The sequence below is a fragment of the Microbacterium sp. P5_B6 genome (genome assembly GCF_056400345.1).
The window spans coordinates 481,002-502,969 of record NZ_JBFULL010000002.1 but is presented as its reverse complement, the minus strand read 5'-3'; the positions used below and the strand labels follow the sequence as shown (position 1 = coordinate 502,969).

Genomic DNA, 21,968 nt, shown 5'->3' with positions numbered 1-21,968 from the left:
TCGGCGCGCGGCGCGTGAAGCCATGCAGGGGCGCTCCGGCGAATCGTCGACGGCGCTCCCGCGACCGGCGGACGCGCGCTCGGCAGAGGCTCCACCCGTCGACGCCGCCTCTGCGGCGCCGGCCGCGCGGCAGCCCGCGGCTTCCGCCACCGGCTTCGCCGACGTCGTGGGCGCCTCGGCGTCCGTTCCGCACCCGGCCCGCACCGCCGTGCTGACCGGACCCGTTCCGAACGCCGAGCGCACGGATGCGTCGACGGTGGCGAACCTGGAGGATCTCTTCATGGGCAACCGATCCTCGGACGAGATCGGCGACGTCCCGCCTCGTCCCAACAGGCGCCGTCGCCGGATCGGCGGCTGGATCGCACTCGCGATCGTGCTGATGTTCCTCGGGGGCATCGCGGCAGGCGCCCTGTATGTCTGGAACACGTACGAATCCCAGATCCGCGAGCTGATGGGGTGGGAGGAGCCCAAGGACTACGAGGAAGGGCTGGCCAATGGAGAGGCGATGGTGACGGTGTCGCCCGGCGACACCGGAAGCGTCATCTCGCAGTCGCTGTACGACGCCGGCGTGACCAAGACGCCCGACGCGTTCTACGCCATGCTCGTCGACACAGGCCAGAACCCGATGTTCTATCCGGGCGTCTACACGCTCCAGAAGCAGATGACCTCTGCCGCGGCTCTGAGCGCACTGCAGGATCCCGCGAACAAGGTCGACAACACCGTGGTCATCCCCGAGGGGCTGATCGCTGCGGATGCCCTGCAGAGGATCGCGGACGTGACCGGCATCTCGATCGATGAACTCAACGCCGAGGCCGCGAACTACACCCAGTTCGGTGTTCCCGCCGAGGCACCGAGCATCGAGGGATTCCTCTTCCCGGCGACCTACACCTTCGATCCCGGGGTGACGGCGCACGATGCGATCGCGCGAATGGTGAACGAGACGTTCGCCCGGCTCGACGCCCTCGGCGTGCCCGCAGCAGAACGGCTTCAGGTCCTGACGCTCGCATCGGTGATTCAGAAGGAGTCGGGTCCGGACACGGCCGACATGAACAAGATCGCCCGCGTCTTCCTCAACCGGATCGACCAGGGAATGCCCCTTCAGTCCGATGCCACCGTCGCCTACGGTGCGGGGATCACCGGGACCGTCTGGACGACGGACGAGCAGCGGGAAGACGCGTCCAACATCTACAACACGTACGTCCACACCGGACTCCCGCCCGGCCCGATCAGCAATCCCGGTGAGGACGCGATCGCCGGTGCCCGCAACCCGGCCGACGGTGATTGGCTCTATTTCGTGGCGGTGAACCTCGCGACCGGCGAGACCACCTTCTCCGCGACGTACGAAGAGCATCTGCGCGCTGTGGACCAGCTGCAGGATTGGTGCGCCAAGAGCGAGAATGCCTCGTACTGCCAGTAGGCGGCAGCTGGAGGTATGGGGCGACCCGATCCAGCACAGCCGATCGCCCGCCCTCCATGCCGCGGCGTACGGCGTCCTGGGGTTTCCGTGGTCGTACGGCCGGCGACAGGTCTCGGCTGACATCTTCGACCGCGAGCTCGCGAGCCTCGACGAATCGTTCCGCGGTCTCTCCCTGACGTACCCGCTGAAGACCCGCGCCTTCGCCGCATCCGTCGTCCGCGACCGGCCGGCTCAGCTGACCGGCGCGGTCAACACACTGCTCCTCGACTCGAGCGGACCTCGCGGCTTCAACTCGGATATCGGGGGACTCGTCCGAGCGCTGCGCGAGATGGGGGTCGACGAGGTCGGAGAGGCGCGTATCGTCGGCGCCGGTGCCACGGCGACATCGGCGCTCGTGGCGCTCGGCGAGCTCGGCGCGCGCCGGGTCGAGGTCGTCGCGCGACGCCCCGAGGCCGTGCTGGAGTTCGCGCCCCTCGCCGATGAGCTCGGTGTCGAGGTCGTCGCGGTGCCTCTGACTGCGACGGCTCACGCCCCGGCATCGGTCACGATCGCGACCCTGCCCGGCGACGCGCCGGTGACGGATGCCGTCGCCGACGCCCTCGCGGGCGCCGGAGGCCCGCTCATGGACGTCGTCTACGGCTACTGGCCGACGACGCTGTCTTCGGCGTGGCAGCGAGCCGGGCATCCCGCTGTCTCGGGACTCGGGATGCTGCTGCATCAGGCCCTCCTGCAGGTGCGGATCTTCGCCTCGGGCGACCCGGATGTTCCCGTCGATGACGAGCCCGCCGTCCTCGCCGCGATGCGCCAAGCGATCATGGGAGACTAGATCAATGCTCCGCGTGCTCACGGCCGGCGAATCGCACGGCCCAGAACTCGTCGCCATCATGGAAGGTCTGCCGTCAGGCGTCCCCATCTCGCGCGCCGCCATCCAAGCCGACCTCGCCCGACGGAAGCTCGGCTACGGCCGAGGCTCGCGCATGAAGTTCGAAGAGGACGCCCTCGACATCTCGGGCGGCGTTCGGCACGGGCTCTCGCTCGGCAGCCCCATCGCCCTGCGCATCGGCAACACCGAGTGGCCCAAGTGGGTCGAGGTGATGAGCCCTGACCCTGCCGAGCTCACCGAGAAGTCCCGTGGTCGCGGGGCGGCGCTCACGCGTCCTCGCCCGGGTCATGCAGATCTCGTCGGCATGCAGAAGTACGACTTCGACGAAGCCAGGCCGATTCTCGAGCGGGCCAGTGCCCGCGAGACGGCTGCTCGCGTCGCGCTGGGCGCGATCGCACGCGCGTTCCTGGCCGAACTCGGCATCCGTCTGGTGAGCCACACGCTCTCGATCGGTCCCGTGCGCGTGCCCGAGGACGCCGCGCTTCCGACCCCTGATGACGTCGACGCTCTCGACGCCGATCCGCTGCGGTGCTTCGATGCCGGCACCAGCACGCGCATGGTCGCCGAGGTCGACGACGCCCGCAAGGAGGGTGACACGCTCGGCGGCATCGTCGAGGTGCTCGCCTACGGGCTTCCGCCGGGGCTCGGCTCGCACGTGCACTGGGACCGTCGCCTGGACGGAAAGCTCGCGCAGGCGCTGATGAGCATCCAGGCGATCAAGGGCGTCGAGGTCGGCGACGGCTTCCTCACCACGACGCGGCGCGGCTCGCAGGCGCACGACGAGCTGTTTGCGGCCGACAACGGCATCACCCGATCGAGCGACCGAGCGGGCGGCACCGAAGGAGGCATGTCGACGGGGACCGTGCTCCGCGTGCGCGCCGGCATGAAGCCCATCGCGACCGTGCCGCACGCCCTGCGCACCGTCGACATCGCCACCGGCGACACCGCCGCGGCCCACCACCAGCGCTCGGACGTGTGCGCGGTGCCCGCCGCCGGTGTGGTGGCCGAAGCGATGGTCTCCGTCGTCTTGGCGGACGTCGTGCTGGAGAAGTTCGGCGGCGACAGCATCCGCGAGACCCGCCGCAACCTCGAGAGCTACGTCGCCGCGATCCCCGAGACGCTGCGCACCGCCGACGCGAGCGATCCCCGCCTGCTCGCGCCCGAGCTCTCCTGAGCCTGTGACGGAGAGCATGGCCGAGGCGATCGTCCTCGTCGGCCCGATGGGTGCGGGCAAGACCAGCATCGGACGACGCGTCGCCCGCGAGCTGGGAGTCCCGTTCACCGACACCGACAGTCTCGTCGTGCGGGACCACGGGCCCATCGCCCAGCTGTTCGCCACGCACGGAGAAGCCCGCTTCCGTGCGGCCGAGCGGGCCGCCGTGCAGGAGGCTCTCGCGCGAGGCGGCGTGGTGGCGCTCGGCGGGGGAGCAGTGCTCGACGCCGAAACCCGCCGCGATCTGGCCGAGCAGCGCGTCGTGCTGCTCACGGTCGCGCCGCATGTCGTGCGCGGCCGCATCCACGGCGATTCCCGGCCGCTCCTGGCGGAGGGCGAAGATCCGGTGACCCGGTGGGAGTCGATTCTGGCGTCGCGGAGCGAGCTCTACTCCGAAGTGGCCGATGTCACCTTCGACACCTCGACCGGGCCCCTCTCGCACATCGTGAGCGACATCGTGTCGTGGTCCCGGACCTTCACTGACGACAGCGGGGATCCCGCCGAGGAGAACGCATGACAGACGTCACGTCCATCACGGTCGCCGGCGACCAGCCGTACGAGGTGACGATCGGCCGCGGCATCCTGGATCGAGTTGCGACCGCGGTGCCGGCCGCCGCCCGCAAAGTGCTGATCGTGCACCCGCCGACCCTTGCGGATCAGGCCGCGGCCCTCCGGGAGAACCTCCTCGCCGATGGCACACGGGAGGTGCTCATCGCAGAGATCCCCGATGCCGAGCAGGGCAAGCGGGTCGAGGTGGCCGCGTTCTGCTGGCAGATCCTCGGCCAGGCCGACTTCACGCGCACGGATGCGATCGTCGGCTTCGGCGGCGGCGCCGTGACCGACCTCGCCGGATTCGTGGCGGCCACGTGGCTCCGCGGTGTGGCGGTCATCCAGGTGCCGACGACGGTGCTCGGCATGGTTGACGCCGCGCTGGGCGGCAAGACCGGGATCAACACATCCGAGGGGAAGAACCTCGTCGGGGCGTTCTGGCCGCCCGAGGCGGTCGTCTGCGACCTCGCCCTGCTGGACGGACTGTCCGCGAACGAGCGCACAGCGGGGTTTGCCGAAGTGGTGAAGGCCGGCTTCATCTGGGCGCCCGAGATCCTCGACCTCATCGAGGCCGATCCGGTCGCGGTCGTCGATCCGACGAGCGAGGCTTTCCGTCGCTGCATCGAGCTGGCGATCGGCATGAAGGCGCACGTCGTCGGGCAGGACCTCCGCGAGGCGGGGCTCCGCGAGATCCTGAACTACGGGCACACGCTCGGTCACGCGATCGAGCACTCCGAGCGCTACCGCTGGCGCCACGGCGCTGCGATCTCGGTGGGCATGGTCTTCGCGGCAGAGCTCTCGCGACTGGCGGGCAGGCTCCCGGATGCCGCCGCGCAACGGCATCGCGACATCCTCGAGCTGCTCGGGCTGCCCACGACGTACCGGGCAGGCGCCTGGCCCCAGCTGCTGGCCACGATGCAGCGCGACAAGAAGAGCCGCGCCGGGATGCTGCGCTTCATCGTGCTCGACGACATCGCGCGCCCCACGGTGCTGCAGGCGCCGGATGAGTCGCTCCTTTTCGCCGCGTACCAGGAGATCGCAAGCTGAGCGCGGGAGCCGCCGCGGTCTCGGTGCACCGGATCGGACGCGAGGAGTGGCGTCTCGTGCGCGACCTTCGGATGGAGGCGCTGGCAGACCCGCACGCGGCCATCGCCTTTCTGGAGACGCACGCCGAGGCTGCCGGCCGCGACGAAGGCTTCTGGCGTGACCGGACGCGGAACGCCGCCGAGGGCGGATCCGTCGCGCAGTTCGTCGCCGCGGTCGACGGGGAGGCGATCGGGACAGTCAGCGTCCTCATCCGGGCGACAGGTCAGGCCGACCATCTCGGGAGGATCGTCGACGACCGGCGAGCCTTCGTCGTCGGGGTGTGGGTGCGCCCTGCGCATCGGGGGGCGGGTGCGATCGATGCTCTCCTCGCGGCAGCCGCAGACTTCACCGCCGACCAAGGACTCAGTGAACTGACGCTCGACGTGCATCGCGACAATCACCGCGCCCAGGAGGCCTACCGGCGCGCCGGCTTCGAGCCGACCGGTGAGACGCTGACCGGACCCATCGGGCCGGAGCTCGTCATGGCCCGGCGGCTGCCCTGACGGCCCGCTGATATCGTGCGAGCATGACTCCGCCACGCCGGCTTCTCCTCGTGAACGGCCCCAATCTCAACCTCCTCGGCACACGGGAGCCGGAGATCTACGGGTCTCAGACACTTCAGGATGTGGAAGCGCTGGTCGCATCGACGGCCGCGGCACGAGGCTTCGAGGTGCGCGCGGTGCAGAGCAACCACGAGGGCGTGCTGATCGATGCGATCCACGACGCACGCATCGACTGTGCGGGCATCGTCATCAACCCCGGTGGACTCACGCATACCTCGGTGGTGCTGCGAGACGCGCTTTCGGGCGTCGCCCTGCCGATCGCCGAAGTGCACATCTCCGACGTGATGGCCCGTGAGTCGTTCCGGCACCATTCACACGTGGCGGATGTCGCCATCGTCCATGTCATCGGCGAGGGGGTGTCCGGCTACAGCACCGCCGTGGAGCGACTGATCGACGTGATCACGGGCCAGGCCGAGGGCTGATCAGGGGCAGGGACGCGGCATCCCGTAGAATCGAATGTCGGCCCGCGCGTCGCTCACCTCTCGAGCCGCCCGCGACCGCCCCCTGACTCTCCTCACGAACGGATCTCCTTCAGCCATGGCATCGACCGCAGACATCAGGAACGGCGTCGTCCTCAGCATCGACGGACAGCTGTGGAACGTCATCGAGTTCCAGCACGTGAAGCCCGGCAAGGGCGGCGCCTTCGTCCGCACCAAGCTGAAGAACGTCGTCTCGGGCAAGGTCGTCGACCGCACCTACAACGCCGGTGCGAAGATCGAGATCGAAAACGTCGACCGCCGGGACTTCACCTACCTGTACAACGACGGCGAAGGCTTCGTCTTCATGGATGTCGCCGACTACGACCAGATCACGGTGGGCGCCGCCACTGTCGGTGACGCAGCGAACTTCCTGCTGGAGAACCAGCAGGTGCAGATCGCGCTGAACAACGGCAATCCGCTCTACGTCGAGCTCCCGGCATCCGTCATCCTCGAGATCACCTACACCGAGCCGGGCCTGCAGGGCGACCGCTCGTCGGCCGGCACCAAGTCCGCCACGGTCGAGACCGGCTACGAGATCCAGGTGCCGCTGTTCGTCGAGACCGGCACCAAGGTCAAGGTCGACACCCGCACGGGCGACTACCTCGGCCGCGTGAGCTGAGCGGGACGACTCCCACTCCATGAGCGCTCGTACGAAAGCGCGCAAACGCGCGCTCGACATCCTCTTCCAGGCCGACGTCCGAGGGGACGAGCCGGCGGCGATCCTCGCGGCAGAGGCGAAGCGCGCGGCGAGCGAGCCTTCCCGCGAGGCCTCATGGCTGTACGCACGCGAGATCGTGGACGGCGTGATCGACAATCGCGACGCGATCGACGAGCAGATCACGACCTTCGCGAAGGACTGGTCGCTCGCCCGGATGCCCGCCGTCGACCGCGCTCTCCTGCGCATCGCGGTGTGGGAGGTCCTCTACAACGACGACGTCCCCGCCGGTGTCGCCATCGATGAGGCCGTCGAGCTCGCGAAGGAATTCTCGACCGACGAGTCCGGGTCGTTCCTGAACGGCGTCCTCGCGCGCATCGCCCGCGCCTCCTGAACGCGCGGTCCTGACCCGGGGTGCCTGACCGGTTGAGATCATGGGTGGTGTGAGTCCTCCCTTCGTCGCGGTCGAGCACATCCGCGGCCGGGCAGACGAGGGCTCGTACGCGCGCGGACTGGACTACTTCCAGGCCGGCGCAGTGCGGTCCCTCACGTGGGATCCGGGCGAGGGAGTCCTCCGGTCCGTGGTGGACGGCAGTGCCGCGCATCGGTACCGATGCGTCATCCGCCTCGATCCGCGCCGGATCGATCGCCCGGTGGTCTCGGCATCATGCACCTGCCCGGTGCAGTCGGAGTGCAAGCACCTCGTCGCCACGATGCTCGAGAGCAATCGGCGGGCGCAGCGGGAGGTCGGCACCGCAGTGGAGAGCTCCTGGCGCGCCGTGCTCGACGACCCGAGTCCCGGACCGGTCCGGACGAAGCTCGCTCTCGGCGTCGAACTTCGGCAGCGGGCGCGCCGCTCCCCGTCGGAATGGTCGCCCCTGAGAGCGGAGACGGCCACCCCGCGCGGGCTGGCGAAGTCCGGGCATGGCGTGCAGGTCGGCCTGCGTCCGCTCGAGCGCAGCGCCCGGACCGAGGCGTGGATCAAGGGCGAGGCGTCCTGGGACTCCGTCCGCCGGCCGAGCCACGGCTACGACTCCGCGCAGGCGCGATGGCTCGTCGAACTGCACAGCATCGGTCGCGACCTGACCGTGTTCGGCGGCCTGTCCGACGCCTCGGAGTGGCTCACGCTCGACGACATCGCCTCGAGCCTGCTGTGGCCGCACCTGGCGCGGGCGGCGAGCCTCGGCATCCCGATCATCCCGACGAAGCGGACCCAAGAGGTGTCACTCGCGGCCGAAGCGAGTGCGGCTCTGCGGATCGAACGGACGGGCGACGGACTGCAGCTCACACCGGCCGTGCGGATCGGCGGCGAGCTTCGGGATGCCGCCACTGTGCGAGCGGTCGGCCGGTCCGGCCTTTACTCCTTCAGGGTCGAGCGGGAGCGGATCGTGCTCGTGCTCGCGCCCGCCGTGCTCACCGGGCCCGTTCATGCGCTGCTCTCGGCCGCCGAGCCGCTCACCGTCCCACCTGAGGACGAGCGGGAGTTCATCGCGGAGCAGCTCGTCCGGATCGTTCGGAGGACGCAGGTCGAGGCGATCGGCGTCGCCCTCCCGGAACCGGCGCGTCCGAGGCTCGTCCTGAACGTGGGCTTCGCACCCGGCCATCGCATCGACTTCGACTTCGCGTGGGACTACGACGGCCTCGGTCCGCTGCCGTACCGGGGCGACAGCCTCGATCACGATGCCTCGGTCGAGGACGCCGTCCGCTCTGCGGTGGAGTCGCTGTGGGCGGAGTCGGCACCGATCCCCTTCACGCCGAGCGGGAGTCTCACCGGTCTCGATGCGGCGGCATTCGGCGCCGAGACACTGCCCGCCTTGGAGGCGCTCGAGGACGTCAGGATCGTCTGCCGGGGCACCCGGCCGGACTATCGCGAGCTGTCGGGCGATCCGCGCGTCACCGTCAGCACGGTCGAGACCACCGACCCGGACTGGTTCGACCTCGGCGTGATCGTCACGATCGACGGGAGGACGATCCCGTTCTCGACTCTTTTCACCGCACTGGCGAAGGGCCGCAAGAAGGTTCTGCTCGCGGACGGCGGCTACTTCTCGCTGGGGCATCCCTCCTTGCAGCGGCTCCGCGATCTCATCCAGGAGGCCGCCGAGCTGCGCGAGTGGGAGACCGGTCCACGGATCAGCCGCTATCAGGCGGCGCTGTGGGCGGACTTCGAGGACCTCGCCGACGAGAGCCTGCCCGCGGTGTCGTGGCGTGCGGCGGCAGAAGGACTGCGAGACGTGGAGCGGGTCGAGTCGACTCCTCTTCCGCAGCTGCTTCGGGCCGATCTCCGCCCGTACCAGCGCGAGGGATTCGCTTGGCTCGCGTTCCTGTGGCGGCACCGGCTCGGCGGCGTGCTGGCTGACGACATGGGTCTCGGCAAGACCCTGCAGCTGCTCGCGCTCGTCGCTCACGCGCGTGAGACGGGGGAGCGGCGCCCCTTCCTCGTGATCGCCCCGACCTCGGTCATGTCGACCTGGCAGAGCGAGGCCGCGCGCTTCACGCCCGATCTTCGGGTCGCGGTGGTCGGCGCGACGGCCGCACGGGGACGTTCGACGGCGACGGATGCCGCGGCATCCGCCGACATCGTCGTGACCACCTACACGATCCTCCGGCTCGAAGCGCAGGAGTTCGCATCGATCCGCTGGGCCGGCGTCATCCTGGACGAAGCCCAGTTCGTCAAGAACGCGCAGACCGCGCTGCACGCCGCCGTGAAGCAGCTCACCGCTGACGTCACGTATGCCGTGACGGGAACGCCGCTGGAGAACAGCCTCAGCGAGCTCCAGTCGATCCTGTCGCTTGTGGCACCAGGACTGTTCGCCTCCGCCCGCAGATTCCGTGAGGAGTATGTGCAGCCGATCGAGAAGGGCAAGGTGCCCGAGAACCAGGACGGCGGCGCCTTCCGTGAGGCGCGGCTCGCACGGCTCCGCCGGCGCATCCGCCCGGTCCTGCTGCGCCGGACGAAGGAGCTCGTCGCCCGGGACCTGCCGCCCAAGCAGGAGCAGGAGGTGCGGGTCGAGCTCAGCCCCGCACACCGTGCGGCATACGACATGGCGCTGCAGCGCGAGCGGCAGAAGGTGCTGGGGCTCCTCGACGACCTGGACCGCAACCGCTTCATCGTCTTTCGCTCGCTGACCCTGCTGCGGATGCTCGCCCTCGCACCGGGACTCGTCGACGACGATCATGCGCAGATCGTCCCCAGCAAGCTGGACGCGCTCCTGGAGCACCTGGACGAAGTGGTCGCGGAGGGGCACCGCGTGCTCGTGTTCAGCCAGTTCACCTCGTTCCTCGATCTCGTCGAGGAACGACTGGACGCTCACCGCATCGCCCACGTGCGACTGGACGGGAGCACGCGACGCCGTGGCGAGGTGGTCTCATCGTTCCGGGAGGGCGATGCGCCGGTCTTCCTCATCAGCCTCAAAGCCGGCGGGTTCGGACTGACGCTGACCGAGGCCGACTACGTCTTCCTGCTCGACCCCTGGTGGAACCCGGCTGCCGAATCCCAGGCGGTCGACCGCGCTCACCGCATCGGCCAGCAGCGGAGCGTCATGGTCTACCGGCTCATCTCCGCGGGCACCATCGAAGAGAAGGTGCTGGCGCTCCAGCGGCGAAAGGCGCGGCTTTTCGCGGCAGTCATGGACGACGAGGCGGTCTTCGCGTCCACCCTGACGGCAGATGACATCCGGGGCCTGTTCGAGAGCTGAAGCCCCGGGAGCGGCCGGTCGGCCCGTCCTCGCGGGAGCCCTCGCCTAGACTCGTGTAGTTCGAAACGGGAGGGCTCGCATGCGGATCACTGGCCTCGGCCACGCCGGAATGTTCATCGAGACGGCCGGAGGGAGCATCCTCTGCGACCCGGTCATCGGACCGACGTTCTTCGGCTCCTGGTTCCCGTTCCCCGATAACCGGGGGCTCGACTGGGAGCGCTTCGGCAAGGCCGACTTCCTGTACGTCTCGCACCGCCACCGCGACCACTTCGACCCGGCGCTCATGCACCGCTACGTGCCGAAGGACATCAAGGTCCTGCTTCCGGACTATCCGACAGACGACCTCGAGAGCGATCTGCGCACGCTCGGCTACGACAACATCGTCTATACGCAGGCAGGTGTTCCGCTGCAGTTCGGCGATCTCACGCTCATGGTGACGCCGCTGCGCGCGCCGAGCGACGGCCCGATCGGCGACTCCTCGCTGAGCGTCGACGACGGGACTGCCAGCATCCTGAACCAGAACGACTCGCATCCGCTCGACCTCGAGAAGCTGCTCTCGTTCTCGAAGCCCGAGGCGTACTTCACGCAGGTGTCGGGAGCCATATGGTGGCCGATGGTCTACGACCTGCCGCAGGACGCCAAGCAGAACTTCGCCAAGCTCAAGCGCGACGCCCAGAACAAGCGGGCGATGTACTACATCGAGAAGGTGGATGCCGAGCACGTCTTCCCCATGGCGGGGCCCCCGATGTTCCTCCGCGAAGAGCTGTTCCGCTACAACGGGCAGGGCGTCGAGGGCGACTCGATCTTCACGGATCAGCGCGAGTTCCTGGCGCACATGCGCGACCAGCGGCCCGAGCAGAAGGGGTACGAGTTCCTGCCGGGCACGGTCGTCGAGCTGGAGCACGGCGAGCTGAGGGTCACGCAGACCCTGTACACGGATGCCGAGATCGATCGTGTCTTCGACGACAAGTGGTCGTATCTGGCCGAGCAGCGCGACACCCGACAGGACGAGGTTCGGGCGGAGGAGGCATCCCGCGCGGCCGTCCTGCCGCCCGACGAGATGCTCGCGGCGATCAAGGAGTGGTGGGAGCCGCTGCTGCGCCGTGCACGCACGATCCGCAACGGCGTCGGCGGGAACGTCCGCTTCCGTATCGGAGACCTCGACATGGTCGTGGACTTCCCGAAGGCCAAGGTGCGGGAGTACGCCGGCGAGGAGTGCATCTACTGGTACACGATTCCCGCCGACCTCGTCTCGACCAACATCGCCGACCAGGAGATCGACTGGTCGAACTCGATCTTCCTGTCGATGCAGTTCCAGGTCGGCCGCAGCGGCAAGTTCAACGAGTTCCTGACGACCTTCCTCAAGTGCCTGTCCCGCGACCGCATCGAGTACGTCGAGAACTGGTACGCCGAGCAGACCGACCAGACCGAGGATGCGCAGCTGGGCGAGTGGATGGTGCAGCGCCGCTGTCCGCACCTCCGGGCAGACCTCACGAAGACGGGCAAGATCGAGGACGGCGTCCTCACGTGCTCTCTGCACGACTGGAAGTGGGATCTCGCGAGCGGCAAGTGCCTCACCAGTCAGGGCCACCCGATCCGGGCGTCACAGGTCGACGACGACGCGCTCCGGGCCGCGCCCGCCGCCTGACCCGACCCGCCCCGGCGGCGACGCCCGCTCGGGGGTCGCCGAGACAGGGTTTATCGCCGAGACAGGGCATCCGGCGCACCTGTCTCGGCACGATCCCCCGCCTCGCGGAGAGCTCGCGCGGGTCGGGTAGGGTGGAAGCACCACAAAGCAACCTTTAACCCCGTCCTGTGAGGCGGAGAAGGGAGCGGCGGATGAGCACGCGAACCGTGCTGCACGAGGCCGACATCGCCCGGGCACTGACTCGGATCTCCCACGAGATCCTGGAGTCGAACAAGGGCCCCCACAATCTGGTCATCCTCGGCATCCCCACTCGAGGCGTCGCCCTCGCCCGCCGTGTCGCCGCGCTCGTCGCCGAATTCGGGGGTGAGCCCGTTCCGGTCGGTGCTCTCGACGTCACGATGTACCGCGACGACCTGCACCGCAATCCGACGCGCGCGCCCCAGCGGACCGACATCCCCCCGGGGGGCATCGACGGCAAGACCGTCGTGCTCGTCGATGATGTGCTGTTTTCGGGGCGCAGCATCCGAGCGGCACTCGACGCCCTGCAGGACATCGGACGTCCCGCGGCCGTGCGCCTGGCGGCCCTCGTCGACCGCGGGCACCGCGAGCTGCCCATCCGTCCGGATTTCGTCGGCAAGAACCTGCCCAGCGCACGCGAGGAGCGCGTCAATGTGCGCCTGGCGGAAGTCGACGGCGCCGAGGAGGTGACGATCGAGTCATGAGGCACCTGCTCGACACCAAGACCCTCGCCCGCGAGGAGGCCCTCCGCATCCTCGATGTCGCAGAGGACATGGCAGGCACCCAGCGCCGCGAAGTCAAGAAGCTTCCGACGCTGCGGGGCAAGACGGTCGTGAACCTCTTCTTCGAGGACTCGACCCGCACGCGCATCTCGTTCGAGGCCGCCGCCAAGCGGCTCTCAGCGGACGTCATCAACTTCTCGGCGAAGGGGTCGAGCGTCTCCAAGGGCGAATCCCTGCAGGACACCGCGCAGACCCTTCAGGCGATGGGGGCGGATGCTGTCGTCATCCGCCACGGAGCCTCCGGTGCGCCTCGGACCCTCGCGACGAGCGGATGGATCACGGCCGGTGTCGTCAATGCCGGCGACGGCACCCACGAGCACCCGACCCAGGCCCTGCTGGACGCCTACACGATCCGCAAGCGCACCTTCGGGGACGACAGCCGCGGCCGTGACCTGGACGGGCGCCGCGTCACGATCGTCGGCGACATCCTGCACTCGCGGGTCGCGCGATCGAACGTCTGGCTGCTCCACACCCTGGGCGCAGAGGTCACGCTCGTCGCACCGCCGACGCTCGTGCCGCAGGACGTCTCCGCCTGGCCCGCCCGTGTTCTCTACGACCTGGACGAGGCGATCGAGGAGGGCTGCGACGCGCTCATGATGCTGCGCATCCAGCTCGAGCGCATGAACGCGGCATATTTCCCCACTGAACGGGAGTATTCCCGGCGCTGGGGGCTTGACGCGACGCGGCTCGCCGCCCTCGGCACCGGTAGCATGGTCATGCACCCGGGCCCGATGAACCGTGGCCTGGAGATCTCCGCCGTCGCCGCCGATTCGCCACGCTCCACCGTGCTCGACCAGGTGACCAATGGCGTCTCGGTGCGCATGGCGGTGCTCTACCTGCTGCTTGCGGGCGCGACCGATGAAAGGGGAGAACGGTGACTGAGGTGCTTCTCTTCCGCGGCGCGCGTCTCGAGGGCGGCGAGGCCGCAGACCTGGTGATCGAGGACGGCCTCATCGCCGAGGTCGGTTCGGGGCTGACCCGTGCAGGCGCAACGGTGGTCGACGTCGACGGGCTCATCGCTCTGCCGGGCCTCGTGGACCTGCACACGCACCTGCGCGAACCCGGGTACGAGGCATCCGAGACGATCCTCACCGGCTCCCGCGCTGCTGCGGCCGGAGGCTATACAGCCGTCTTCGCCATGCCGAACACCTCTCCCGTCGCCGACACGGCCGGAGTCGTTGAGCAGGAGCTCGCCCTCGGCGAAGCAGCGGGATACGTGACGGTTCAGCCGATCGGCGCCGTGACCGTGGGGCAGAAGGGCGAGCGACTCGCCGAGCTCGGCGCGATGGCCGACTCGCGCGCCCGCGTCCGGGTCTTCAGCGACGACGGCTTCTGTGTCTGGGATCCGCTGATCATGCGCCGGGCACTCGAGTACGTGAAGGCGTTCGACGGTGTCATCGCCCAGCACGCGCAGGACCCCCGCCTCACCGAGGGCGCGCAGATGAACGAGGGCAGCGTGTCGGCCGAACTCGGCCTGGCGGGCTGGCCCGCGGTCGCGGAGGAGTCGATCATCGCCCGCGACGTCCTGCTGGCTGAGCACGTCGGATCGCGGCTGCATGTCTGCCACCTCTCCACCGCGGGATCGGTCGACATCATCCGCTGGGCCAAGAAGCGGGGCGTCAACGTCACCGCCGAGGTGACCCCGCACCACCTGCTGCTGACCGATGAGCTGGCCCGCGGCTACGACGCGCGGTTCAAGGTCAACCCGCCGCTGCGCCGCGAGGAGGATGTGCACGCCGTGCGCGAGGGCCTCGCCGACGGCACGATCGACATCGTCGCCACCGACCACGCACCGCATCCCGACGAAGCGAAGGCGTGCGAGTGGCAGGCCGCGGCGAACGGGATGGTCGGCCTCGAGAGCGCCCTGCGTGTCGTCCAGCAGGCGATGGTCGACACCGGCCTCATCGTGTGGGCCGACGTCGCGCGGATCATGGCGCGAACGCCCGCGCGCATCGGCCGGCTCGCCGGGCACGGCACGCCGATCAGCGCCGGGCACGCGGCATCCGTCACCTTCTACGACCCGTCGCCCGTGCGCTCATTCTCGACCGACGACCTCGCGGGACGAAGCCTCAATTCGCCCTACCTCGGCCGTGAGCTGCCCGGTGAGGTGCGCTGGACGCTCCACCGCGGCCGGCCCACGGTCGCCGAGGGTCTGGTCCTCGACACGCCGGGGGTGCGGGCATGACCCGCGACGGCGCGGTGCTGACCATGATCAGCCTCGCGGGCGCTCTGCTCTTCTCCCTCGTGTGGGCCTGGCTCCGGCGCACGCGCAGGGACAGCGCAACCACCGCACCCGTGGGGGAGGCGCCGGCCGGAGCCGCCGTACTGGCATCCTTCGGCGTTCTCTACGTCGCCACGACCAAGCACGCAGAGCCGCTGGAGCGCCTCGCCATCAAGGGACTCGCCTTCCGGTCGCGGGCCGATCTGACGCTCACGAGCGCAGGCGTCGCCGTGGACCTGACCGGTCAGCCGCGGCTGTTCCTGGCGCTGGACCGCCTCGAAGCGGCCGAGCAGGCGACCGTCGCGATCGACCGGGTCGTGGAACCCGGCGGCCTCGTGCGCATCGACTGGCGCACTGACGACGGCACCGTCGTCGACTCCTTCTTCCGACCGCAGGATGCCTCGGCCCGCGCCGTGGCCGATGCGATCACCGACCTCCTCACTCCGACCACGACAGGAAACGACGCATGACCTCCCTGTTCCAGGCCGACCCCGCCGTCCTCGTCCTCGAAGACGGCACCCGACACATCGGCCGCGCCTACGGCGCCCACGGCATCACCTTCGGCGAAGTCGTCTTCTCGACCGGCATGACCGGCTACCAGGAGACGCTGACCGACCCGTCATACGCCGGACAGATCGTCCTGCAGACCGCGCCCCACATCGGAAACACCGGCATGAACGGCGAGGACCCCGAGTCCCGCCGCATCTGGGTGTCGGGCTACATCGTGCGCGACCCCTCCCGCGTGGTCTCCAACTGGCGCGCGGACGAGTCGCTCGACGACGCCCTCGTAAGCGACGGCGTGATCGGCATCAGCGGCATCGACACGCGGGCAGTGACGCGCCACATCCGCTCGGCGGGGAGCATGCGCGGCGGGATCTTCTCCGGCGAGGCGGCGGGCATCGACGACGAGGAGCAGCTGCGACTCGTGCTCGAGGCTCCCGCGATGGCCGGCCAGAACCTCTCGGCACAGGTCTCGGTGCAGGCGGCCGAGGTGACCCGTGCGACCGGTGAGCGGATCGGCAACCTCGCCGTGCTCGACCTCGGGGTCAAGCAGGCGACCGTCGACAACCTCGCTGCCCGGGGCTTCGACGTCCACGTGCTGCCGCAGGACGTCTCGATCGACGACATCCGGGCCATCGACCCGGTCGCCGTCTTCTACTCCAACGGCCCCGGCGACCCGGCGGCATCGGACGACCACGTCGAGGTCCTCCGCGGTGTGCTCGACGACGGCCTGCCCTTCTTCGGCATCTGCTTCGGAAACCAGCTGCTCGGACGCGCTCTCGGCCTCGGCACCTACAAGCTGCCCTTCGGTCACCGCGGCATCAACCAGCCCGTCCTCGACAAGTCGACCGGTCGCGTCGAGATCACGGCGCACAACCACGGCTTCGCGGTCGACGCTCCGCTCGACGGCGCCTTCGACAGCCCGAACGGCTACGGCCGCATCGAGGTGAGCCACGTCGGCCTCAACGACCAGGTCGTCGAAGGCCTCCGCGCCCTCGACATCCCTGCGTTCTCGGTGCAGTACCACCCCGAGGCCGCCGCCGGACCCCACGACGCCAACTATCTGTTCGACCGCTTCCGCGACCTCGTCGTCGCGAACCTCGATGCTCGGCAGGGCGGTCGTGTCCCACTTTCGACCGCCGAGGGCGGGTCGAAGCCGCAGAATTCGGGACATGCAGCCGAGGAATCGGGACACGGAGAGAACAACTGATGCCAAAGCGCGAAGACATCAAGAGCGTCCTCGTCATCGGGTCGGGTCCGATCGTCATCGGCCAGGCCTGCGAGTTCGACTATTCGGGCACCCAGGCGTGCCGCGTGCTGCGCGAAGAGGGTGTGCGCGTCATCCTCGTCAACTCCAACCCGGCGACGATCATGACCGACCCGGACTTCGCCGACGCCACCTACATCGAGCCCATCTCCTGGCAGGTGATCGAGACGATCATCGCCAAGGAGCGGCCCGACGCCATCCTCCCGACGCTCGGCGGCCAGACGGCGCTCAACGCCGCGATCGACCTGCACAACAACGGGATCCTCGAGAAGTACGACATCGAGCTCATCGGCGCGAACTTCGAGGCGATCAACAAGGGCGAAGACCGCCAGATCTTCAAGCAGCTCGTGCTGGATGCGGGGGCGGATGTCGCAGCATCCGTCATCTGCCACTCGATGGACGACCTGATCGAGGGTGCCGAGAAGCTCGGCTACCCGCTCGTCGTCCGTCCCTCGTTCACGATGGGAGGCCTCGGCTCGGGCTTCGCGTACGACGAGGCCGACCTCCGCCGCATCGGCGGTGCCGGCCTGCACGACTCGCCGACCAGTGAGGTGCTGCTCGAGGAGTCGATCCTCGGGTGGAAGGAGTACGAGCTCGAGCTCATGCGCGACACGGCCGACAACACCGTGGTCGTCTGCTCGATCGAGAACGTCGATCCCGTCGGCGTGCACACGGGCGACTCGATCACGGTCGCGCCGGCGCTGACGCTCACCGACCGGGAGTACCAGAAGCTCCGCGACATCGGCATCGACATCATCCGCGCCGTCGGCGTCGACACGGGTGGCTGCAACATCCAGTTCGCGGTCGACCCGGCCACCGGCCGGATCATCGTCATCGAGATGAACCCGCGCGTCTCCCGCTCGTCGGCGCTCGCATCGAAGGCGACCGGCTTCCCCATTGCGAAGATCGCGGCCAAGCTCGCCATCGGCTACCGCCTCGACGAGATCCCGAACGACATCACCAAGGTGACACCGGCGAGCTTCGAGCCGACGCTCGACTACGTCGTGGTGAAGGTCCCGCGGTTCAACTTCGAGAAGTTCCCGGCCGCCGACACGACCCTGACGACGACCATGAAGTCGGTCGGCGAGGCCATGGCCATCGGGCGCAACTACGCGACAGCGCTGCAGAAGGCGCTCCGCTCGCTCGAGAAGCGCGGCTCGAGCTTCCACTGGGGCGACGAGCCTCACTCCGTCGACGAGCTCCTCGACGTCGCGCGGACGCCCACCGACGGCCGGATCATCGTGGTCCAGCAGGCGCTGCGCAAGGGAGCCACCGTCGCGCAGGCGTTCGAGGCGACGGCGATCGACCCGTGGTTCCTCGACCAGATCGTCCTCATCAACGAGGTGGCCGAGTTCGTCCGTCAGGCGGGGGAGTTGGATGCCGCGACCCTGCGCGCCGCGAAGGATCACGGCTTCAGCGACGCCCAGATCGCTCAGCTCCGCGGCGACAGCGAAGCGGAGGTGCGCGGGGTCCGCCACGGGCTCGGCATCCGTCCCGTCTTCAAGACGGTCGACACGTGCGCGGGGGAGTTCCCCGCGCTGACGCCGTACCACTACTCGAGCTACGACTTCGAGACCGAGGTCACGCCGTCCGAGCGCACCAAGGTCGTCATCATCGGCTCGGGTCCCAACCGCATCGGGCAGGGGGTGGAGTTCGACTATTCGTGCGTGCACGCGTCCTTCGCGCTGTCCGAAGCGGGCTACGAGACCGTCATGGTCAACTGCAATCCGGAGACCGTCTCCACGGACTACGACACCAGCGACCGCCTGTACTTCGAGCCGCTGACGCTCGAGGACGTCCTCGAGGTGCTCCACGCCGAGGCGCAGTCCGGCGAGATCCTCGGTGTCATCTGCCAGCTCGGCGGCCAGACGCCCCTCGGGCTCGCGAAGGGCATCGAGGACGCCGGGTACCGCATCCTCGGCACGAGCCCGAGTGCGATCGACCTCGCGGAGGAGCGCCAGCTGTTCAGCGAGATCCTCGACACCGCGGGTCTGATCGCTCCCCGGCACGGCACGGCCACGGACGTCGAGGGGGCCGTGGCGGTGGCGGAGGACATCGGGTACCCCGTCCTCGTTCGGCCGAGCTTCGTGCTCGGCGGCCGCGGCATGGAGATCGTGTACGACACCGACAGCCTCCGCGACTACTTCGTCCGCACGGCGGGAGAGGTGATCGTCGAGCCGGGCAAGCCGCTCCTGGTCGACCGGTTCCTCGACGACGCCGTCGAGATCGACGTCGACGCACTCTACGACGGGGACGAGCTGTACATCGGCGGTGTCATGGAGCACCTCGAAGAGGCCGGCATCCACTCCGGCGATTCGAGCTGCACCCTGCCGCCCATCTCGCTCGGGCGCACCGAGATCGACCGGGTCCGCGAGGCCACCAGGGCGATCGCCGAGGGCGTGGGCGTGCGAGGCCTGCTGAACGTCCAGTTCGCCGTGAGTGCCGGCGTGCTCTATGTGATCGAGGCGAACCCGCGGGCGTCGCGCACGGTGCCGTTCGTCTCGAAGGCGCTCGGCATCCCGCTCGCGAAGGCGGCGGCGCGCATCATGACCGGCGCCACGATCGCCGCGTTGAAGGCCGAAGGGCTCCTTCCCGAGATCGACGGATCCCGCGTGCCGCTGGATGCGCCGGTCTCCGTCAAGGAGGCCGTCCTGCCGTTCAAGCGGTTCCGCACGAAGGACGGCCTCATGGTCGACTCGGTCCTCGGGCCCGAGATGCGCTCGACCGGCGAGGTCATGGGCATCGACCGGGACTTCCCGACCGCCTTCGCCAAGAGCCAGCAGGCCGCGTACGGCGGCATGCCGCTCGAGGGGACGGTCTTCATCTCGGTGGCCGACGACGACAAGCGCGCCGTCATCCTGCCGGCCCACCGCCTGCAGGAGCTCGGCTACACGCTCGTCGCGACAGAGGGCACCGCGGAGATCCTCGCGCGCAACGGCATCCGGGTGCGCGTGGTGAGCAAGTACTCCGAGACGCAGGTCTCCGGCGAGCAGAACATCGTGGACCTCATCAACGCCGGTGAGATCGACATGATCGTCAACACCCCGAGCGGAGGCGCTGCGCGCGCGGACGGCTACGAGATCCGCGCGGCGGCGGTCGCCGCCGACAAGGCCCTGTTCACGACGATGGCGGTTCTCGGTGCCGCCGTCAGCGCGCTGCCGGTGCTGCGCGAGGGCTTCGACGTCAAGAGCCTGCAGGAGTACGCCATCGAGCGGGCAGCGCGCCTGTGACGGGGTTCCCGGAGCGGCTGTCCGCCGCCGTCGCCGAGTTCGGGCCGCTGTGCGTCGGCATCGACCCCCACGCGCACCTGCTTCACGAGTGGGGTCTGGATGCCTCCGGCGCGGGTCTGCGTGAGTTCGGGCTGCGAGTGATCGACGCCGCCGCAGGTCGTGTCGGGATCGTCAAGCCTCAGGTCGCCTTCTTCGAGCGCTTCGGCTCGGCCGGGTTCGCGGCGCTGGAGGATGTCATGGCGGCGGGGCGGGCTGCGGGACTCGTCGTCATCGCCGATGCCAAGCGAGGCGACATCGGCTCGACCATGGACGCCTATGCCGAGGCATGGCTCGCCGCGGGGTCGTCCCTCGAGGCGGATGCCGTCACCGTGAGCCCCTACCTCGGCCCCGAGTCGCTTCGGGGAACGCTGACGCTCGCGGTCCGCCACGGCAAGGGCGTGTTCGTCCTCGCCGCGACGAGCAACCCCGAGGCTGCAGCCCTCCAGACCGCCCAGACGACGGATGTCGCGGCCGCCGATGGCGAGACGGTGGCGTCGCGGGTCGCGCGCGACATCTCCTGGGTCAACGGCTCCGCGGCCTTCGAGGGAGGACTGGGTCCGATCGGCCTCGTGATCGGCGCGACCGTGGACCGCATGGAGTTCGGGCTGACCGACGACGTGCTCCGCGGGGCGCCCATTCTCGCGCCCGGGTTCGGAGCACAGGGCGCGGCGCCTGAGGATCTGACCGCACTCTTCGGAGGGGTCGCTGGGAACGTCATCGCCTCCGAGAGCCGAAGCGTCCTCACGGCCGGCCCGGACGGCCTCGTGGCGCGCATCCGGGAGCGCTCCGCGCTGTACCGAGAGGAATCACATGGCTGACGCACAGCACCCTCCCGAAGTCGACCGAGCTGCGGCATCCCGCCGGGCGGTCGAGGCGCGGCGTGCGCGGGCCTCGCTGAAGAAGGACGTGGCGATGCGCGTCATCACGCCCCAGGAGCTCGTGCGACGCGCGTTCGCCGACCCCGCATCGCCGGCCGGCACGATGCGGGTCACGGAGTTCCTGACGAGCATCCCGGCGATCGGTGAGGGCAAGCGCGACCGCATCCTGGAGCAGTTGGGCATCTCGCCGGTCAAGCGCCTCGGCGGGCTGGGCGCACGTCAGCGACGTGCGATCGAGGCCTACCTCGACGAGCGGTGGCCCGAGATCAGGCCCCGCGCCGGACGCAGCCGGCTCGTCGTGCTCGCGGGTCCGACAGCCGTCGGCAAGGGCACCGTCGCGGCACGGATCGCCGAGACGCACCCCGAGATCCACCTCTCGGTGTCGGCGACGACACGCGCACCGCGGCCAGGCGAGACCGACGAGGAGCACTATTACTTCGTCGACGACGCGGAGTTCGACCGTCTCATCGCCTCGGGCGAGCTGCTCGAGTACGCCACGGTGCACAATCGCTTCCGCTACGGGACGCCGAGGAAGCCGATCGAGGGTGCTCTTGCCGAAGGCAGGACCGTGCTGCTCGAGATCGACCTCCAAGGAGCCCGGCAGGTGCGCGCGGCCGAGCCGTCGGCAACTCTCGTGTTCCTCCTGCCTCCCAGCTGGGACGAGCTCGTCCAGCGCCTCGTGGGGCGCGGCACAGAGGAAGCCGAGGAGCGTGCGCGGCGCCTGCGCACCGCGAAGGTCGAGCTCGCCGCGCAGCACGAGTTCGATTTCAGCGTCGTGAACGATGACGTCGACCGCGCCGCCGAAGAGGTCGTCGGCCTCACGCGGTAGACTGTCTGTTTGGGC

The 21,968-nt window shown here is 69.3% G+C and carries 19 protein-coding genes; all 19 read left to right on the top strand.

Going from position 1 to position 21,968, the window contains the following annotated elements; genetic code table 11:
• Positions 1-22: 22 nt before the first annotated feature.
• The 19 genes from mltG to gmk all read left to right on the top strand — a co-directional run bounded on the left by mltG (position 23) and on the right by gmk (position 21,953).
• The gene (mltG, locus tag AC1DP3_RS04090; protein ID WP_477291535.1) at positions 23-1,417 is read left to right on the top strand and encodes an endolytic transglycosylase MltG; all 1,395 of its coding nucleotides are present in this window, start codon (positions 23-25) and stop codon (positions 1,415-1,417) included.
• Positions 1,398-2,243 (top strand): shikimate dehydrogenase, encoded by an 846-nt coding sequence (locus tag AC1DP3_RS04085; RefSeq protein WP_477291533.1) that lies wholly within the window; start codon positions 1,398-1,400, stop codon positions 2,241-2,243. Before mltG ends, AC1DP3_RS04085 begins: the two co-directional genes overlap by 20 nt.
• A 4-nt stretch (positions 2,244-2,247) precedes the next feature.
• Positions 2,248-3,474 carry a chorismate synthase gene (gene aroC / locus AC1DP3_RS04080; protein WP_477291531.1) on the top strand — a complete coding sequence of 409 codons (1,227 nt, stop codon included), beginning with the start codon at positions 2,248-2,250 and terminating at the stop codon, positions 3,472-3,474.
• A 16-nt stretch (positions 3,475-3,490) separates the two neighbouring features.
• Entirely contained in the window at positions 3,491-4,030 is a 540-nt protein-coding gene (locus AC1DP3_RS04075; RefSeq protein WP_477291875.1) for a shikimate kinase, read from the top strand.
• The gene (aroB, locus tag AC1DP3_RS04070) at positions 4,027-5,109 is read left to right on the top strand and encodes a 3-dehydroquinate synthase (protein ID WP_477291529.1); all 1,083 of its coding nucleotides are present in this window, start codon (positions 4,027-4,029) and stop codon (positions 5,107-5,109) included. The genes AC1DP3_RS04075 and aroB overlap by 4 nt, the downstream gene beginning before the upstream one ends.
• A 56-nt stretch (positions 5,110-5,165) precedes the next feature.
• On the top strand, positions 5,166-5,651 hold the full coding sequence (locus AC1DP3_RS04065; RefSeq protein WP_477291527.1) for a GNAT family N-acetyltransferase: 486 nt from the start codon (positions 5,166-5,168) through the stop codon (positions 5,649-5,651).
• Between the two features lie 23 nt (positions 5,652-5,674).
• Positions 5,675-6,133: a type II 3-dehydroquinate dehydratase gene (aroQ, locus tag AC1DP3_RS04060; RefSeq protein WP_477291525.1), complete on the top strand. Its 459-nt coding sequence runs from the start codon at positions 5,675-5,677 to the stop codon at positions 6,131-6,133.
• A 115-nt stretch (positions 6,134-6,248) separates the two neighbouring features.
• Positions 6,249-6,809 carry an elongation factor P gene (gene efp, locus AC1DP3_RS04055; protein WP_477291523.1) on the top strand — a complete coding sequence of 187 codons (561 nt, stop codon included), beginning with the start codon at positions 6,249-6,251 and terminating at the stop codon, positions 6,807-6,809.
• Between the two features lie 19 nt (positions 6,810-6,828).
• The gene (gene nusB / locus AC1DP3_RS04050) at positions 6,829-7,239 is read left to right on the top strand and encodes a transcription antitermination factor NusB (RefSeq protein WP_477291521.1); all 411 of its coding nucleotides are present in this window, start codon (positions 6,829-6,831) and stop codon (positions 7,237-7,239) included.
• Positions 7,240-7,279: 40 nt separating this feature from the next.
• Entirely contained in the window at positions 7,280-10,540 is a 3,261-nt protein-coding gene (locus tag AC1DP3_RS04045) for a DEAD/DEAH box helicase (RefSeq protein WP_477291519.1), read from the top strand.
• Positions 10,541-10,619: 79 nt separating this feature from the next.
• Positions 10,620-12,188, top strand: a complete 1,569-nt coding sequence (locus AC1DP3_RS04040; RefSeq protein WP_477291517.1) for a Rieske 2Fe-2S domain-containing protein — start codon at positions 10,620-10,622, stop codon at positions 12,186-12,188.
• Between the two features lie 191 nt (positions 12,189-12,379).
• The gene (gene pyrR / locus AC1DP3_RS04035; protein ID WP_477291516.1) at positions 12,380-12,910 is read left to right on the top strand and encodes a bifunctional pyr operon transcriptional regulator/uracil phosphoribosyltransferase PyrR; all 531 of its coding nucleotides are present in this window, start codon (positions 12,380-12,382) and stop codon (positions 12,908-12,910) included.
• On the top strand, positions 12,907-13,866 hold the full coding sequence (locus AC1DP3_RS04030; RefSeq protein WP_477291514.1) for an aspartate carbamoyltransferase catalytic subunit: 960 nt from the start codon (positions 12,907-12,909) through the stop codon (positions 13,864-13,866). Before pyrR ends, AC1DP3_RS04030 begins: the two co-directional genes overlap by 4 nt.
• Positions 13,863-15,173, top strand: coding sequence for a dihydroorotase (locus AC1DP3_RS04025; RefSeq protein ID WP_477291512.1), 1,311 nt, complete (start codon positions 13,863-13,865; stop codon positions 15,171-15,173). Before AC1DP3_RS04030 ends, AC1DP3_RS04025 begins: the two co-directional genes overlap by 4 nt.
• On the top strand, positions 15,170-15,679 hold the full coding sequence (locus tag AC1DP3_RS04020) for a PH-like domain-containing protein (RefSeq protein ID WP_477291510.1): 510 nt from the start codon (positions 15,170-15,172) through the stop codon (positions 15,677-15,679). The genes AC1DP3_RS04025 and AC1DP3_RS04020 overlap by 4 nt, the downstream gene beginning before the upstream one ends.
• Positions 15,676-16,920, top strand: a complete 1,245-nt coding sequence (gene carA, locus AC1DP3_RS04015; protein ID WP_477291508.1) for a glutamine-hydrolyzing carbamoyl-phosphate synthase small subunit — start codon at positions 15,676-15,678, stop codon at positions 16,918-16,920. The genes AC1DP3_RS04020 and carA overlap by 4 nt, the downstream gene beginning before the upstream one ends.
• Complete coding sequence (carB, locus tag AC1DP3_RS04010; protein ID WP_477291506.1) at positions 16,920-20,207, top strand: carbamoyl-phosphate synthase large subunit; 3,288 nt, start codon at positions 16,920-16,922, stop codon at positions 20,205-20,207. Before carA ends, carB begins: the two co-directional genes overlap by 1 nt.
• A complete protein-coding gene (gene pyrF, locus AC1DP3_RS04005; RefSeq protein WP_477291504.1) occupies positions 20,204-21,064 on the top strand; it encodes an orotidine-5'-phosphate decarboxylase in 861 nt (286 codons plus the stop codon). Before carB ends, pyrF begins: the two co-directional genes overlap by 4 nt.
• A complete protein-coding gene (gene gmk, locus AC1DP3_RS04000) occupies positions 21,057-21,953 on the top strand; it encodes a guanylate kinase (protein WP_477291502.1) in 897 nt (298 codons plus the stop codon). Before pyrF ends, gmk begins: the two co-directional genes overlap by 8 nt.
• Positions 21,954-21,968: the final 15 nt, after the last annotated feature.